Origin of the sequence: Micromonospora terminaliae (genome assembly GCF_009671205.1) — a bacterium.
Classification (GTDB): domain Bacteria; phylum Actinomycetota; class Actinomycetes; order Mycobacteriales; family Micromonosporaceae; genus Micromonospora; species Micromonospora terminaliae.
Map to the genome: position 1 here is coordinate 2,260,382 of NZ_CP045309.1, position 15,458 is coordinate 2,275,839.

At 71.8% G+C, this 15,458-nt stretch carries 15 protein-coding genes; 11 read left to right on the top strand and 4 right to left on the bottom strand.

Annotated features, from left to right (window positions below):
- Window positions 1-69: 69 nt before the first annotated feature.
- The 10 genes from GCE86_RS09890 (at window position 70) to GCE86_RS09935 (ending at window position 10,692) form a co-directional block, all read left to right on the top strand.
- Window positions 70-990 (top strand): ABC transporter ATP-binding protein, encoded by a 921-nt coding sequence (locus GCE86_RS09890; protein ID WP_154226667.1) that lies wholly within the window; start codon window positions 70-72, stop codon window positions 988-990.
- Window positions 987-1,814: an ABC-2 transporter permease gene (locus GCE86_RS09895; RefSeq protein WP_154226668.1), complete on the top strand. Its 828-nt coding sequence runs from the start codon at window positions 987-989 to the stop codon at window positions 1,812-1,814. Before GCE86_RS09890 ends, GCE86_RS09895 begins: the two co-directional genes overlap by 4 nt.
- A gap of 113 nt (window positions 1,815-1,927) precedes the next feature.
- Window positions 1,928-3,181: a cyanophycinase gene (locus GCE86_RS09900; protein ID WP_154226669.1), complete on the top strand. Its 1,254-nt coding sequence runs from the start codon at window positions 1,928-1,930 to the stop codon at window positions 3,179-3,181.
- Window positions 3,182-3,375: 194 nt separating this feature from the next.
- On the top strand, window positions 3,376-4,803 hold the full coding sequence (locus GCE86_RS09905; RefSeq protein ID WP_154226670.1) for a hypothetical protein: 1,428 nt from the start codon (window positions 3,376-3,378) through the stop codon (window positions 4,801-4,803).
- Window positions 4,804-4,901: 98 nt separating this feature from the next.
- Window positions 4,902-5,786: a MurR/RpiR family transcriptional regulator gene (locus tag GCE86_RS09910; protein ID WP_154226671.1), complete on the top strand. Its 885-nt coding sequence runs from the start codon at window positions 4,902-4,904 to the stop codon at window positions 5,784-5,786.
- Window positions 5,787-5,881: 95 nt separating this feature from the next.
- A complete protein-coding gene (locus tag GCE86_RS09915; RefSeq protein ID WP_154226672.1) occupies window positions 5,882-6,829 on the top strand; it encodes a transporter substrate-binding domain-containing protein in 948 nt (315 codons plus the stop codon).
- A gap of 118 nt (window positions 6,830-6,947) precedes the next feature.
- Window positions 6,948-7,802, top strand: coding sequence for an amino acid ABC transporter permease (locus GCE86_RS09920; RefSeq protein ID WP_154226673.1), 855 nt, complete (start codon window positions 6,948-6,950; stop codon window positions 7,800-7,802).
- Entirely contained in the window at window positions 7,799-8,560 is a 762-nt protein-coding gene (locus GCE86_RS09925; protein WP_275587136.1) for an amino acid ABC transporter ATP-binding protein, read from the top strand. The genes GCE86_RS09920 and GCE86_RS09925 overlap by 4 nt, the downstream gene beginning before the upstream one ends.
- Window positions 8,560-9,729 (top strand): M20/M25/M40 family metallo-hydrolase, encoded by a 1,170-nt coding sequence (locus GCE86_RS09930; protein WP_154226674.1) that lies wholly within the window; start codon window positions 8,560-8,562, stop codon window positions 9,727-9,729. Before GCE86_RS09925 ends, GCE86_RS09930 begins: the two co-directional genes overlap by 1 nt.
- Before the next feature lie 264 nt (window positions 9,730-9,993).
- Window positions 9,994-10,692, top strand: a complete 699-nt coding sequence (locus tag GCE86_RS09935) for a DUF4396 domain-containing protein (RefSeq protein ID WP_154226675.1) — start codon at window positions 9,994-9,996, stop codon at window positions 10,690-10,692.
- Window positions 10,693-10,773: 81 nt separating this feature from the next.
- Here the strand turns inward: GCE86_RS09935 and GCE86_RS09940 are convergent, their stop codons facing one another.
- The 3 genes from GCE86_RS09940 to GCE86_RS09950 form a co-directional block, all read right to left on the bottom strand.
- Complete coding sequence (locus GCE86_RS09940; RefSeq protein WP_154226676.1) at window positions 10,774-11,769, bottom strand: cytochrome d ubiquinol oxidase subunit II; 996 nt, start codon at window positions 11,767-11,769, stop codon at window positions 10,774-10,776.
- Window positions 11,766-13,193 carry a cytochrome ubiquinol oxidase subunit I gene (locus GCE86_RS09945; protein ID WP_154226677.1) on the bottom strand — a complete coding sequence of 476 codons (1,428 nt, stop codon included), beginning with the start codon at window positions 13,191-13,193 and terminating at the stop codon, window positions 11,766-11,768. Before GCE86_RS09945 ends, GCE86_RS09940 begins: the two co-directional genes overlap by 4 nt.
- A gap of 85 nt (window positions 13,194-13,278) precedes the next feature.
- Complete coding sequence (locus tag GCE86_RS09950) at window positions 13,279-14,133, bottom strand: NADP-dependent oxidoreductase (RefSeq protein WP_204342157.1); 855 nt, start codon at window positions 14,131-14,133, stop codon at window positions 13,279-13,281.
- 378 nt (window positions 14,134-14,511) lie between these two features.
- On the opposite strand from GCE86_RS09950, the gene GCE86_RS09955 reads away from it, so the two are divergent.
- Complete coding sequence (locus GCE86_RS09955) at window positions 14,512-14,979, top strand: YkgB family protein (RefSeq protein ID WP_154226678.1); 468 nt, start codon at window positions 14,512-14,514, stop codon at window positions 14,977-14,979.
- A 41-nt stretch (window positions 14,980-15,020) separates the two neighbouring features.
- Here the strand turns inward: GCE86_RS09955 and GCE86_RS09960 are convergent, their stop codons facing one another.
- Window positions 15,021-15,455, bottom strand: a complete 435-nt coding sequence (locus GCE86_RS09960) for a GNAT family N-acetyltransferase (protein WP_163636755.1) — start codon at window positions 15,453-15,455, stop codon at window positions 15,021-15,023.
- Window positions 15,456-15,458 lie beyond the last annotated feature (3 nt).

A 15,458-nucleotide genomic window follows, 5' to 3' on the forward strand; every position in this document is an offset into this window, starting at 1 on the left:
CCGCGGTACGCGCAGGTGTCCGCGCCTGGCCGACGCGGCGGCCGACGTACGCGGGCGACGGTTGGTCACATGATCGAAGTGACCGGACTCAGCAAGCGCTACGGCGACAAGCTCGCCGTGGACTCCCTGACCTTCCAGGTCAGACCAGGCACCGTCACCGGCTTCCTGGGCCCCAACGGGGCCGGGAAGTCCACCACCATGCGGATGATCCTCGGCCTGGACGCCCCGACCGCCGGCACCGCGACGGTGAACGGCCGGCCCTACGCCGACCACCCCGCCCCGCTGCGGGAGATCGGCGCCCTGCTGGAGGCGAAGGCGGTGCACACCGGCCGATCCGCCCGTAACCACCTGCTCGCCCTGGCCGCGACGCACGGCATCGGCCGCCACCGGGTCGACGAGGTGATCGACCTGGTCGGCCTGCACGAGGTGGCCGGCAAACGGGCCGGCGGCTTCTCGCTCGGCATGGGCCAGCGGCTGGGCATCGCCGCCGCGCTGCTGGGCGACCCACGCGTGGTGATGCTCGACGAGCCGGTCAACGGCCTCGACCCGGACGGCATCCGGTGGATCCGCGACCTGCTCAAGGGCCTCGCCGCCGAGGGACGGACCGTCTTCGTCTCCTCCCACCTGATGAGTGAGATGGCGCAGACCGCCGAGCACCTGATCGTGGTGGGCCGCGGCCGGCTGATCGCCGACGTCTCCCTCGCCGAGTTCACCCGCCGGGCCTCCCGCGCCACCGTCCGCGTCCGCTCGCCGCAAGCCACCGCGCTGCGCGACGTGCTGGCCGGGCCGACGGTGGCGATCACCGGCGGCGAGCCGGGCCTGCTGGAGGTCACCGGCCTGACCCGGGAGCAGGTCGGCGAACGGGCGGCGGCGGCCGGCCTCACCCTGCACGAGCTCTCCGCCACCGAGGCCTCCCTGGAGGAGGCGTTCATGACCATGACCCGAGACGCCGTCGAGTACGCCGGCACCTCCGAGGGGAACCCGCGATGACCACGACCGCCACCCTGCCCGCCACCATCCCCACCGACGCCCGGGTCACCGGCCTCCGGGTGGTCCGCGCCGAATGGATCAAGTTCCGTTCACTGCGGTCCTCCCTGATCATGCTGGCCGCCACCGTGGTCGTCTTCGCCGCGCTCGGCCTCGGCTTCTCGGCGTTCCTGGCCGACGCCACCATCGAGCCCGGCACCCCCGCACCGCCCGGCGGGCCGTCCTCCCTCGACTCGCTCGGCGCGAGCCTCGGCGGAGTCAACCTCGCCCAGCTGCTCATCGGCACCCTGGGCGTGCTGCTGGCCGCGGGGGAGTACTCCACCGGCATGATCCGCTCCTCGCTCGCCGCGGTACCCCGGCGCTGGCCGGTGCTCGCCGGCAAGGTCACGGTCCTGGCCGGCGTGTCCCTCACCGTGCTCGTGCCGACCGTGCTGCTCACCTTCCTCGGCGGGCAGACGCTGCTGGGCGACAAGGCCATCTCCCTCGCCGACGACGGTGCGCTCCGGGCGGTCCTCGGCGCCGCGGCCTACCTGACCGGGGTCGGCGTGCTCGGCCTGGCGCTCGGCTCGTTGCTGCGGAACACCGCCGGCGCGCTGACCAGCGTGGTGGCCCTGCTGCTGGTCGTGCCCGGGGTGGTCTCCCTGCTGCCGGAGACCTGGTCGGAGGCGGTCTCGCCCTACCTGCCCTCCAACGCCGGTCAGGCGGTGATGACCGTCGGGGCCCACCCGGACCTGCTGACTCCGGGAGCCGGGGCGGCCGTCCTCCTGGCGTGGCTGGTGGCTCTCGTCGGCGCCGCCGTCGTCCTGCTGCGCCGCCGCGACGCCTGAGCGGTGGAAGGTGGCGGGTCGCGTACGCCATCGGTCGTTCGATCATTGTCGACGCCGGCCCGCTGCCGTACGCTCGTGCTCGGCCCGCCCTCACGGTCCTGTGAGGAGCAGTCATGCCCTTGAACCGCCTGCTGACCCTGGGGGTCGGCGTCTGCGCGGTCGCCACGCTCACCCTACCGGCCGCGTCCGCGTCGGCCGCACCGTCCACCCATCGCACCGGCGGCAGCCTGGTGCTCGTCGGCGGCGCCCTCGCCGACGACAACAGCGAGATCTACGGCGACATCGTCCGGCTGGCCGGCGGCCCCGGAAAGGCCCGCATAGGCATCGTCACCGCCGCCGCCCCGGTGCCCGCCGAGGACCCCGACGCCGACACCCCCGACTGCAACAACAGCGTCTGCAACGGCGACTACTACGCGGACCTGTTTCGGACCTACGGCGTGGCCGACGCCCAGTGGATCCCCATCGACCTGGACCACCCGGCCGCGGCCGACGACCCGGCCGTGGTCCGGCAGATCGAGTCGATGACCGGCTTCTTCTTCGGCGGCGGAGACCAGTACCGCTACGTCACGACCATGACGCGCGGTGCGCCGCAGCGCGACAGTGCGGCGCTTGCCGCCATCCGGCGCAAGCTGCGGCACGGAGCGGTGGTCGCCGGCACCAGCGCCGGCGCCCAGATCATGGCCGGTCGGGACATGATCACCGGCGGTTCCACCGAGCCGGGACTTCGCGACGGCGCGAAGCCCGGCTACTTCGACGACCCGGGCGTGCTCGGCTACCTGCCGCACGGCGGGTTCGGCTTCTTCACCGCCGGCCTGGTCGACACCCACTTCTCCCGCCGGGGCCGGGAGGCGCGCTCCATCCGGCTGGCCTCGGACACCCACCACCAGCGGGTGTTCGGGCTCGACGAGAACACCGCCCTGGAGGTCACCGGCGTCGGCGGGCGCGCCCAGTCCCTGCGGGTGCTCGGGCAGCGCGGCGTCAGCGTGCTCGACCTGCGCCGCGCCCGGGTGACCGACCACGGCGGCGTGTGGGGCATCGAGGGCGTGCGGTGGAGCCGGCTCACCGCCGGGGACGCCTACCGGGCCGCCGGGTGGCGCACCGTGGTGGCCGCCGGCAAGCCGGCCGTCACCCCGGCGGACGGGCCGTGCGATGTCGCGCCCTCGACGGACGTCTTCTACGACTACGCCATGGTCGGGCTGGTCGAGGGGCTGGCCGCGCGGCGCGGCTGCGCGTCGGTCGGCGGCACCTCGTACGAGAAGAACCCGCAGTGGGAGGCCCACCTGACCCCGGGGGCCGGCTTCGCGGCGTACCGGGGGCAGACGGCGACCACCTTCACCGGCGTGGTGATCGGTATCGCCCCCGCCTGACCGGACCGACCTCCGCCGTCCTGACCCGGCGGCGCGCTCCCGCCCCCGTTGCGGGAGCGCGCCGCCGGGTCGGTGTCGTTCCGGCCCGGATCATCGTCGGCCGACGCGGAACTGTAACAGAGGTTACTTATTGAGACTTGTGATTAACAGCTGTAACTTCTGTTTCATCGATCCGTGGCCCCCCGGAGGTGCCCATGTCCCGTGCCCGCAACCCCCGCCGACTCACGCTGGTGGCGGCCTCCGCCGCGCTCCTCACCCTCGCCCCGATCGGGGTCACCGCCGCCCACGCCCAGGTCACCCGGGTCCGGCAGGGCAGCGCCACCGACGCGAGCCGGACGGCCTGGTCCGGCCCGGCGTACACCATGAACGGCTCGGGCGGGATCGTCACCGCGACGATGAGCCGGGCGGTCGACGCCATCCGCGGCGGCACCGGCGCGATCGACGTGGTGGTCGTGGCCGGCTCCGGCTCCGGGACCCCGGAGTGCGACGTCATCACCCCGCTGACCGGCGTCAACTCCTGCACGACGCTCACCCTGACCGCCGCCCGGGACGGCAACGACAGCCAGGTCAACACCGACATCCGCAACGCCGAGTTCGTCTACTTCGCCGGCGGCGACCAGTGCAACTACGTGGCCTGGAAGGGCACGGCGCTGGAGGTGTCGGTGGAGTCGGTGGTCGCCAAGGGCGGCGGGGTCGGCGGCGGCAGCGCGGGCCACCACGTGAACAGCGACATCGTGTACGACGCCTGCACCGCGAGCGCCACCTCGGCGACGGCGCTGGCCAACCCGTACGACCGATCGCTGACCTTCACCACCGGCATGTTCCGCTGGCCGAACTACGCCGACACGATCAACGACTCGCACTTCGTCACCCGCGACCGGATGGGCCGCACCATGGCGTTCGTGGCGCGGGCCGTGAAGGACGGCCGGACCAGTGGCGGCAGGGCCTGGGGCGTCGGCGTCGAGGAGGGCGCTTCGCTCTACATCGACCGCAACGGCCTGGCCACGTTGAGCGGACCCAGCGCGTACGTCGTGCTCGGCGACCACCAGCCCGAGGTCGCCGTCTCGGGCCAGCCGCTCACCTACACGAACTTCAAGATCTGGAAGCTGACCAGTGGTCAGACCTACGACTTCGCCAACCGTCCCACCTGCGGCTACTACCTCAAGAGCGTGCGGGCCGGGGTGCCCGACGGCAGCCTCTACAGCGGCACGCCGGTCACCGACTGCTCGTCGACGCCGCCACCCTCCGGCGGGTCCGCCTACGCCGAGGTCGAGCCGAACGACTCGCGCACGGCCGCCAACGTCATCACCGCGCTGACGTACCCGGCGACCGTCACGGGCGACATGAAGAGCAGCACCGACCGGGACTACTTCGCCCTGACCCTCGCAAGTGGGCAGACGCTCACGGCCGCCTGCGCGATCCCCACCGCCTACGACGCCGACCTCTACCTGCTCAGCTCCAACGGAAGCACGCTGACCCGGTCGGTGAACGACGGCGCCGGCACCGACGAGTCGGTCACCCTGACCCGGACGGCGTCCGGCTCGGCGACCTACTACCTCGACCTGGAGGCGTACTCCGGCTCCGGCGCCGCCGACTACTCCTGCACCCTCACCCGGTCCTGACCCGGCATCCCCCATCGGCCGTGGGGCGGGGCACCGCCGTCCCGCCCCACGGCCTTGCCGTCCCGGGCGCATCCCGGGACGGCCGTTAGGCTCGGCGCGTGTCGAATCCCGATCCTGTCGAGGAACCCCACGGCGTGGGCGTCGCCGCGCTGGTCCGCCAGCGGCTCGGCGAGTGCAGCCCGGCCGAACGCCGGGTCGCCCGCGCCCTGCTCGCCTCCTACCCGGCCGCCGGGCTGGGCACGGTCGCGGCGCTGGCCGAGCGTGCCGAGGTGAGCGCCCCGACGGTGCTGCGCTTCCTGTCCCGGCTCGGCTTCGGCGGCTACCCCGAGTTCCAGCGGGCGCTGCGGGAGGAACTGGCCGAGCGGGAGACCTCACCGCTGACGGCGTACCGGGCGGCCGAGCGCACCGGCGCGCCACCGGAGGGCGCGCTGCCCCGGGCCGCCGCGACGCTGCCCGAGGCGGTGGCCGGGACGCTCGCCGAGCTGCCGCAGGGTGAGCTGGACGCCGCCGTACGCCTCTTCGCCGACCAGCAGCTGCGGGTCACCGCGGCCGGCGGCCGTTTCTCCGCGCTGCTCGCCCACTACCTGGTGCTGCACCTCATGCAGGTACGTGGCAACAGCCGGCTGCTCCCGGCCAGCCCCGTGGAGCGCACCGACATGCTGGTCGACGTGGGGCGGCGCGATCTGGTCGTGCTCTTCGACTTCCGTCGCTACGAGGAGGCGACCCTGGCGCTGGCCCGGAACGTCACGGCGCGGGGCGCCAAGGTGGTGCTCTTCACCGACCGGTGGCTGTCCCCGGTCGCCGGCCTCGCCGAGGTGGTGCTGCCCAGCCGGGTCGACTCGCCCTCGCCGTACGACAGCTTCGCCCCGACCCTGGCGCTGGTGGAGACCCTGGTCGCGGCGCTGATCGACCGGCTCGGGCCGGTGGCGGGCGCCCGGCTCAAGGCCATGGAGGCGGCGCAGCAGGCCTTCGGGGAGGACTGACCCCGACGTTACAGAAAATTGTAATCTCGCCGAGACCGTAACGTCAGTTACAGTCCGGGGGCTGGTTGACACCTGGCCCCCGGAAGGACACCCCCATGCGCATCCGCCAGTTCGCCCTGCTCGGCGCGACCGCGGCGCTGCTCGCCGCCACCGCCGCCTGTGGCGGCTCCACCTCCGCCGCCGATTCCGCCGCCGAGAAGATCAAGCCCGTCTCCGTCAGCATCGAGGGCGTGGGCGCGGTCGCCACCGACAACGACCTCGCGAAGAAGGTGCCCGCCGACGTGCGCGGGCGGGGCGGCATCACCGTCGCCACCAACGCCCCCTACCAGCCGTTCATCGACTTCAAGGTCGAGGGGAAGACCGACGAGTTCAAGGGCCTGGACTACGACCTGTTCCAGGCCGCCTCGGCCCGGCTCGGGCTGACCGCGACCTTCTCCCAGCAGCCCTTCGACGGCCTGGTCCCCGGCCTCCAGGCCGGCAAGTACGACGCCATCGCCGGCGGCATCACCGACAAGAAGGAGCGCCAGCAGGTCGCCACCTTCGTCGACTACTCGGCCTCCGGCACCGGCTTCCTGGTCGCCACCGGCAACCCCCTCGGCGTCAGGACCGTCGCCGACCTGTGCGGGCGCAAGGTCGCCGTGCAGAAGGCCAGCAACCAGGCGAAGAACCTGACCGCGTACGCCAAGGAGAGCTGCACCGGCAAGGCCGTCGAGGTCAAGGAGTACCCGGAGAACCCGCAGGCGGTGCAGGCGCTGATCGCCGGCAACGTCGACGCGGTCGCCGCCACCAAGGTCAACCTGGTCGACACCGCCGCGTCGCTCACCGGCAAGGCCGAACTGGTCGACGACCCGGCCGCGCCCAACGGCTGGCTGGCCAGCCCGAACGGCTTCGGCTTCCTCAAGGCCAACAAGGAACTCGCCGAGGCGTACCGGGCCGCCGTGCAGTCGCTGATCGACGACGGCACCTACGACAAGATCCTCGCCCGGTGGAAGCAGACCCCCATCGCCGTCAAGCAGGCCACCGTCGACAAGGCCATCGACTGACCCCGGCGGACCACCACCCCTGATCCGCGGTCGTCGGGCGCCCTCCACTTCCGTGAGGGCGGGCCCGGAGAGGCGCCCGGCGACCGCCGCCACCTTCCTCCGCAGGAGGCACCGCAGAATGACCACCGACACCCCGGCGGTGCGAGTCGTCCCCGTCCGCCACTACGGGCGCTGGCTGACCGCGCTGATCGTGTTCGGACTGACCGCCCTGTTCCTCCGGGCGCTGCTGAGCAGCCCCAACCTCGAACCCGGCACCATCGCCCATTACCTGTTCAAGGACTACGTCCTCGACGGCGTCGTCACCACGCTCTGGCTGACCCTGCTGGCCATGCTCCTCGGCACCGCCGGCGGGATCCTGCTCGCCGTGATGCGGCTGTCGGAGAACCCGGTGCTGCGCGGCGTCTCCTGGACCTTCATCTGGATCTTCCGGGGCACCCCGCTGCTCGTGCAGATCATCTTCTTCGGCTTCCTCGGCGCGCTGTTCCCCCGCATCACCCTGACCGTGCCGCTCACCGGCACCGTCCTGTTCGACCGCCCCACCAGCGTGGTGGTCACCGGCACCGTCGCCGCCGTGCTCGCCCTGTCCCTCAACGAGATGGCCTACGCCGCGGAGGTGATCCGCGGCGGCATCCTCGCCGTGGACGGCGGGCAGACCGAGGCCGCCGCCGCGCTCGGCATGAGCCCCACGCTGACCCTGCGCCGCGTGGTGCTGCCCCAGGCCATGCGGGTCATCATCCCGCCGATGGGCAACGAGACCATCACCATGCTGAAGTCCACGGCCCTGGTGTCGATCATCGCCGGACGCGACCTCATGACCGCCGTGCAGACCGTCTACCAGAACAACTACAAGGTGATCCCGCTGCTCGTGGTGGCGGCGATCTGGTACCTCGCCCTGGTCAGCCTCCTCTCGGCCGGCCAGTGGCTGATCGAGCGGCGCTTCGGCCGCGGCTTCGCCCGAGGAGGCGTGCGATGACTCCGATGGTGCGTGCCGAGGGCGTCACCAAGCGGTTCGGCACCGTCGAGGTGCTCAAGGGCGTCGACCTGACCGTCCGGCCCGGCGAGGTGGCCTGCCTGCTCGGCCCCTCCGGCTCCGGCAAGTCCACCTTCCTGCGCTGCATCAACCACCTGGAGCGCATCGACGGCGGCCAGCTCTGGGTCGACGGCGACCTCGTCGGCTACCGCCGCCAGGGCGACAAGCTCCACGAGCTCAAGGCCCGCGAGGTGGCCGTGCGCCGCCGGGACATCGGCATGGTCTTCCAGCGGTTCAACCTCTTTCCCCACCTCACCGCGCTCGGCAACGTCATCGAGGCGCCCGTCCGCGTCCTCGGCACCCCCCGCGACAAGGCCCGGGAGCAGGCCATGCGGCTGCTCGACCGGGTCGGGCTCACCGAGCGCGCCGGCAACTACCCGAGCCAGCTCTCCGGCGGCCAGCAGCAGCGCGTCGCCATCGCCCGGGCCCTGGCCATGCGCCCGAAACTGATGCTCTTCGACGAACCCACCTCCGCGCTCGACCCGGAACTGGTCGGCGAGGTGCTGGACGTCATGAAGGGCCTCGCCGCCGACGGCATGACCATGGTCGTGGTCACCCACGAGATGGGCTTCGCCCGCGAGGTCGCCGACCAGGTCGCCTTCCTCGACGCGGGCGTGGTCGTCGAGGCCGGCACGCCGGCCGAGGTGCTCGGCAGCCCGCGCCACGACCGCACCCGCGCCTTCCTCGACAAGGTGCTCTGATGGACCCACTGATCGCGGCCGCCGGCGACCGGCTGGCCACCTACCACGACCGGCTCGCCCGACTGGTCGCCGTCGACACCGGCTCCGGGCACGTCGACGGTCTGCGGGCCGCCGCCGACCTGGTGCAGACCTGGTGCCTGGCCGCCGGGCTGGCCGTCGAGCGGGAGCCGGTCGCCGACCCGGCCGGAACGCCGCTCGGCGACGTGCTCATCGCCCGCCGCCGCGGCACCGGCACCCGCCGCATCCTGCTCGCCGGGCACCTCGACACGGTCTTCCCGGCCGGCACGGCCACCGCCCGGCCGTTGCGGGTCCACGACGGCCGGGCGTACGGGCCCGGGGTCAGCGACGACAAGGGCGGCCTGCTCGCCGGCCTCGCCGCCGTCGAGGTGCTCACCGCGCTGAACCTCGACGGGTACGGGGAAATCGTGCTGGTCTGCACCCCGGACGAGGAGATCGGTTCGCCGGGCAGCCGGCCGCTGCTGCGTACCCTCGGGGCCGAGGCCGACGTGGCGCTCTGCCTGGAGTGCGCCCGCGACAACGGCGACCTGGTGTCGGCGCGCAAGGGGGTTGCCGACCTGGAGGTGACCCTGCGCGGGCGGGCCGCGCACGCCGGCATCGAGCCCGAACGCGGCGCGAACGCCCTGCTGGCCGCCGCCCGGCTCACCGTGGCGCTGGACCAGCTCAACGGCCGCTGGCCCGGGGTGACGGTGAACGTCGGGGTGCTGGAGGCCGGCGGCCGGCCCAACGTGGTGGCCGACCGGGCCCGGATGCTCGTCGACCTGCGCGCGTGGCACACCGGCGAGTACGAGGCCGCACTCGCCGAGATCCGCCGGCTGGTGGCCGCGCCGTCGGTCTCCGGCGTCCGCGCCGAACTGGCTGTGCACGCCCCCACCCCGCCCTGGGAACCCGGTCCGGCCGGGCGCCGGCTCATCGAGCTGGCCGCGAAGGTCGGCGCCGGAATCGGCGTGCCCGTGTCGCACACCGCCACCGGCGGCTGCGCCGACGCGAACCTGCTGGCGGAGGCCGGGGCGGCGGTGCTGGACGGGCTCGGCCCGATCGGCGGCGCCGATCACAGCCCGGGGGAGTGGCTGGACCTCGACTCGGTGGTCCCGCGGGTGGCCCTGCTCGCGGGCCTGATCGACATGGTCGGCGTGGCCGACCGGCCCTGACGCTCGGCGCTGGGCAACAGAGTGCGCCGTCCGACGGCTGTCACCGAGCAGTGAACGACAGGGGCCACGCCGTGTGGGAATTCCGGTGGCCTTGACAGCCGCCGGAACCAGAGGGGGTGCGCGATGCCGCATGCCTCTCCGCCCGATGTGCTCTCATGTCTGGGGCGGCATCTTTGGTCACCTTCTTCGCCGGGTCGGCGGAGTTCGTCGGGCCCGCCGCCACCGACATTGCGTTGAGCGCCGTGCAGCGAAACGGAGGTGGTTGTGCAACCGACGTGGCTCGTGATGCTCGCGTGGGCCTCGCTCCTCGTGGTGCTGGCCAGCACCGCCGTTGTCGCTGTTGATCAATTTGTCCTTGGCTATCGTCAGCCAGCCAAGATCATGGAGATAGTCTGGCCGGCAACCGCCCTCTACCTCGGCCCGGCAGCCGTCCTGACCTACCGAAAATGGGGGAGACCCCAGTCTCGCCGGTGGCTCGACCGGCACGGCAAGCCGCCCAGGACGTCGCGCCATGCTCCCACGACAATCCAAACTTATCATTGCGCGACGCACTGCACTCTGGGTGTCATCATTGCTACGCCCATCATCTACGGCATAGGCCTCGAGATCTTCGGCAGCACACTGTGGCCTGAAGTCGTCGGCGACTATCTAGGCGCAGTGGCCATCGGTATCGCATTTCGCTACTCCACCGAGGAGCACACCGGCGGTCGGCGAGCGTGGGCCGCCGTGCGGAAATTCCTCCGCGGCGACCTGCTGACGGTGTCCGTCTTCGAGCTCGCCCTATTGGGTTGGCTGGCGCTGATGCATCTTCGCGTCTTCCACGAGACCCTGCGGCCTGGTAGTCCCGTTTTCTGGTTCATCATCCAGGTCGGGTTGATCATCGGCTTCTTCGCCGCGTGGCCGCCGACCTTGTTGCTGATCCGCCGTGGTGTCAAGACCGAATTGCTGGGCACGCCGAAGTAGGTGGCGATGTACACGATGTTCAGGACCGACTCGGCCGTCGTCTACACGGCTGAGAGGTTCCTGCCGCCGGCGTGAACTGGATCAGGTGGTGTCCAGATGACCGCGCTGGTGCAGGACGAACAGCAGCGCCATGGCCGGAACGACGAGCAGGAGCGCCGCGGCGGCGACGACGCTGAGCGACGCCAGGGTCGCGTCGGGTGCTGCGGCCTCGTCGATGCGTAGCTGGGTGCCCAGCAGGTACGGGTACTGCGCGACGCCCCAGCCGACCACCACCGTGCCGGCCGCGCCGACGGCGAGCGCCTGCAGTAACCGCGGCGCCGCCCGATGCAGCAGCGCGAGGCTGGCCAGCCCGCATGCCGCGGAGATCAGCACCAACGGCAGGCCGCGCCCGGTCAGCCCGTCGAACAGACGCCCGGCGTCGGCGTGCAGGATGGCGATCCCCGCCAGCGCCACCGCGCCAGTCACCACGGCGCTGGCCCGGGCCCGACGGCGGAACCAGACCTCCAGGCGGGCGTCGGCGCGCGTACGGGCTTCGGCGGTGAGGAACACCGCGGCGACGAACGCGCACACCCCGACCGCGAGCACTCCGCCGAGCAGCGACGTGGGGTTGACCCAGCTCGTCACGGGATCGCCGTGCCCGCCGGCGGGCACCCGCCCGGAGGCGATCCCACCGGCGACCGTGCCGAGGAAGAACGGCGTGATCACCGACGAGGTGGCGAACGCCGCCCCGGTCGCCCGCTGCTGGTCGGTCCTCACCACCACCTTCCGGAACGCGAAGCCGCTGCCGCGGACCACGATGCCCAGGGCGGCGAGGCCCAGCGGAATGTAGAGCGTGGTCGTGATGGCGGCGAACGCGGAGGGGAAGCCGGTCCAGAGCATCACCAGGCAGAAGATCAGCCACACGTGGTTGGCCTCCCACACCGGCGCCAACGTCTGATCGATCAGGTGCCTCGATTCGCGCCCACGTCGGGCACCACCGGCGGTGAGATCCCAGAACCCGGCGCCATAGTCGGCGCCCCCGAGCACGGCGTAGGCGGTGACCCCGATGAACAACACGACGGCGGCGAACGTGCTCATGGCTGCCCCGCCGCCGGCGTGGCCTCCGGGCCCCGGGCCGGGCCGTACGGCACGTCCGTCTCGGCCGCCCCGCCCTGGTCGCGCCAACGGCGGCGCAGCAGCCGCAGGACGTACACGGTGGTGGCGCCGACCGCGACGTACAGCGCGAGGGTGGCGGCGAAGAACAGCCACAGGTTGCCGGACGTGGTGACCGCGTCCCGGGTGAGGAGGTGACCGGTGACCGTCCACGGCTGCCGGCCGACCTCGGTGACCACCCACCCCGCCTCCAGCGCCACCACCGCGAGCACACCACTGACCGTCGTCGCCCGCAGGAACCATCTGCTGCGCGGCAGGTCACGGCGACGCCACCAGGCCAGGGCGTACCAGGCGGAGAGGCCCAGCAGTGCCGTGCCGATGCCGACCATGGTGTCGAAGCTCAGGTGGACGATCGCGACCAGGCGGTCCGGTGGTCGCACCTCGGCGGGGATGGCGTCCAGCCCCTGGATTCGGGTGGACGGCGAGTAGCCGGACAACAGCGACGCCCCCGAGGGAATCTCGATGCCGCCGTGCACCTTCCCGTTCGCGTAGTAGCCGCCCAGCACCTCCGGCACGTGGGTGCCCGTGGTCGGGACGGCCTCGATCGCGGCGAACTTCGCCGGTTCGTTCCGGTAGACCTCGCGCGCGGCGATGTCGCCGACGAAGATCTGCAGCGGGGTGACCAGCGCCGCGACGGTCAGCGGTATCGCCAGGCCGAGCCGGTGGTACCGGTCGCGGCGACCGCGCAGCATCCCGGCGGCGTACACGCCGGCGACGACGAACCCGGCGACCATGTACGCGGCCAGCAGCATGTGGACGGCCTCGAACCCGAAGGCCCCGTTGAAGATCACCTCCAGCGGGCGGACCTCCACGATCTCGCCGTCCCGCATGGTGAATCCGCCCGGCTGGTTCATCCACGCGTTCGCCGCGACCACCGACAGCGTGCCGCCGATCCCGGAGAGCACCACCGGCACACCGGTCCAGAAATGCGGCCATGGTCGCATCCGCTGCCACCCGAAGACGTAGATCGCGACGAAGATCGCCTCCAGGAAGAAGAACAGACCCTCGATCGCGAACGGGATGCCGAACGCCGCGCCGTAGGTGCCCATCAGCCGCGGCCACAGCAGCCCGAGCTCGAACGACAGCACCGTCCCGGACACCGCGCCGACGGCGAACAGCACCGCCGCCACCTGCGACCAGCGCCGGGCCAGCAGCAGCGCCGTCTCGTCGTTGCGACGGATGCCCCGGGCGTTCGCGATGAGCATCAGGAAGGTGAAGGCCACCCCGAACGGCACCAGGATGATGTGGAAGCCGAGGGTGAAGGCCATCTGCTCGCGGGCCGGCAGCAGCTGCGCCGGATCGGCCGGCACCAGGCTGGCGCCGACCGTCACCAGTGACAGTCCAGGCATGGCCGGTGTTACCCGGTCAGGGCGGCTGGAAACGTACCTGTGGGGTGAGAATCAGGCAGAGGGGTACGGGCACCGGCGGCAGTGACTAGTCGGCGACGTGGATGACGACCTTGCCGCGGCGTTTGGCCGTCTCGAGCGCCTCGTAGCCGGAACGCGTCTCGGTGAGGGGCAGCACCCGGTCCAGCACGGGCCTCAACCGGCCGTTGTCGACGAGCTCGGCGATGGAACGCAGTGCGTTCTGGTCGGGCTCGACGATGAAGTACACCCCGCGGACGCCGTGCCGGGCCGCTTCCTGCTCATCCGGTGGGGTGACGAGGGTGACCAGCACACCGCCCGGTTTCAGGACCGACCAGGACCGCGACTGCGTGGCTCCTCCGACGAGATCGACGACCACGTCCACGTCGCGGACGTGATCCTCGAAGCGGTCGTGGGCGTAGTCGATGACCTGCTCGGCACCCAGACCTTCGACGAATTCCCGGTCGGCGGCCGCAGCCGTGGCGCTGACGCGAGCACCCAGACCAGCCGCGAGCTGCACCACGTAGATCCCCACGCCGCCGGCGCCGCCCTGCACCAGCACGTGCTGACCGGCCTGCAGGTCGGCGTGGTCCACCAGGGCCTGCCACGCACTCAACGCGGCCAGTGGGAGCGCTGCGGCGTGGTCGTGGTCGACGCTGGCGGGCTTGGCGGCCAGGACGGCCGCGGGCAGGGCGACGTACTCGGCGGCCGCGCCATCGCTGGTGAACGGGATCAACCCGTAGACGGCCTCTCCCTCGGCGGGGCTCTCCACCCCCGTCCCGCACGTGGCGACGACTCCGGAGAACTCGTGCGACGGGATGATCGGCGTGCGCTCCGGCCCTGACCCGTCGGAGCTGTGCGTCCACGTCTGGGGCCAGGTGAGCTCGGTGGGTGTCATGGAAGCAGCCTTCACGGCCACCAGCACCTCACCGGGCCCCGGCTCAGGCCTGGGAGCCTCCTCGTACACGAGCTGCTCCGGCCCGCCTCTGGTGTGAGCTCTCACGGCGTGCATCGTGCTCATGCGAACTGCTGCCTCCTCCCGGCCGCATGTGGTCAGCGCCGCCGCCGTCCCTGGGGAGTAACTGCAGGCTGACTCCCGCATTATCTGGCGGTTCGGCAGCTCGCCCGTGGGACTTCCGTAACCCTTGCCCCTTCGGTTCCCCAAGCGCGCTGCGCTGGCCCTCCGCACCGTCGATGGGACGGCAGCGTGGTGACGAGCGCCCGCCCTCGGTGCGTGTCGCGAGCCCGAGCGGGTAATGGTCCCCAGCACGCCGACCCTTGACACCGCGACGAGGAGCGAGCGATGGGCACACGACACGCCTCGGCCGATGGCCTCGCCTCCGTAGGCCACTCGGTCCTGCGCTCCGCCCTGGCGACGAACATCCTGTGGATCGGCGCCCTCAAGTTCAAGCAGTACGAGGTCGAGAATGACGAGCCCCTGGTCACCTCGAGTCCGCTGTTCTCGCGGTTCCGCGAGAAGCTGGGCGCCCAGAAGCTCAACCGGCTCATCGGGATCACGGAGCTCACCGTGGGTTCTCTGATCGCCGCGAAGCCGCTGGCGCCCAGAGCGTCGGCACTCGGTAGCTTCGGAGCGGTCGGGATGTTCCTCACCACGCTCAGCTTCCTGGCCACGACCCCGGAGGTTCGGCAGGAAAAGCAGGGGATCCTGAGCCTCTCCCTGCTGGGGCAGTTCGTGTTGAAGGACACCGTGCTCCTCGGTGCCGCTCTCCTGACAGCTGCCGACTCGCTGCGCGCCGCCCGCCATCGATAAGTTCCGGGCTGTGCACGCCCGACAGCGACAGTGCCCGGCTCCTACGACTCGCGGGTCTCCGGCGCGCCGTCCGTGGTCGCAGCCACGGCTTTTCTGAGCGCCGACTCGGCGGCAGCACGATCGGAGTAGCCGGGGTGCCGGGCGTCGATCAGATCGGCATAGACGGTCGTTCGCGAGAGGTAGTCGACCACGAAGGGGCAGATTGCGGTGACGGTGCCCTCGCGGGAGCGGATCTCGTCGAGTACCCGCCCCACCATCGCGCCCGCCACGCCCTGGTGTTGATGACCCGGCTCGACTTCCGTGTGCCGGAGGGCGTACCGATTGGGCCTGAGGTGGGTGTAGTAGAGCCAGCCGACCAGCTCGCCGCCGCGGAAGAGCTCAAAGCGGCCATGAGCCACGCTGTCGACCAGTTCCTCGGCCACCTGTGCCTGTCCTTCACTGCTCATCGACTCACCCGTCCACATGTCGTTACGCACGTG

Bases quoted from the DNA above. Each gene is read 5' to 3' on its own strand.
- GCE86_RS09955 (WP_154226678.1), top strand. From the start codon at position 14,512: ATGGGCACACGACACGCCTCGGCCGATGGCCTCGCCTCCGTAGGCCAC.
- GCE86_RS09945 (WP_154226677.1), bottom strand. From the start codon at position 13,193: ATGCCTGGACTGTCACTGGTGACGGTCGGCGCCAGCCTGGTGCCGGCC.
- GCE86_RS09915 (WP_154226672.1), top strand. From the start codon at position 5,882: ATGCGCATCCGCCAGTTCGCCCTGCTCGGCGCGACCGCGGCGCTGCTC.
- GCE86_RS09890 (WP_154226667.1), top strand. From the start codon at position 70: ATGATCGAAGTGACCGGACTCAGCAAGCGCTACGGCGACAAGCTCGCC.
- GCE86_RS09895 (WP_154226668.1), top strand. From the start codon at position 987: ATGACCACGACCGCCACCCTGCCCGCCACCATCCCCACCGACGCCCGG.
- GCE86_RS09925 (WP_275587136.1), top strand. From the start codon at position 7,799: ATGACTCCGATGGTGCGTGCCGAGGGCGTCACCAAGCGGTTCGGCACC.
- GCE86_RS09940 (WP_154226676.1), bottom strand. From the start codon at position 11,769: ATGAGCACGTTCGCCGCCGTCGTGTTGTTCATCGGGGTCACCGCCTAC.
- GCE86_RS09930 (WP_154226674.1), top strand. From the start codon at position 8,560: ATGGACCCACTGATCGCGGCCGCCGGCGACCGGCTGGCCACCTACCAC.
- GCE86_RS09920 (WP_154226673.1), top strand. From the start codon at position 6,948: ATGACCACCGACACCCCGGCGGTGCGAGTCGTCCCCGTCCGCCACTAC.
- GCE86_RS09905 (WP_154226670.1), top strand. From the start codon at position 3,376: ATGTCCCGTGCCCGCAACCCCCGCCGACTCACGCTGGTGGCGGCCTCC.
- GCE86_RS09900 (WP_154226669.1), top strand. From the start codon at position 1,928: ATGCCCTTGAACCGCCTGCTGACCCTGGGGGTCGGCGTCTGCGCGGTC.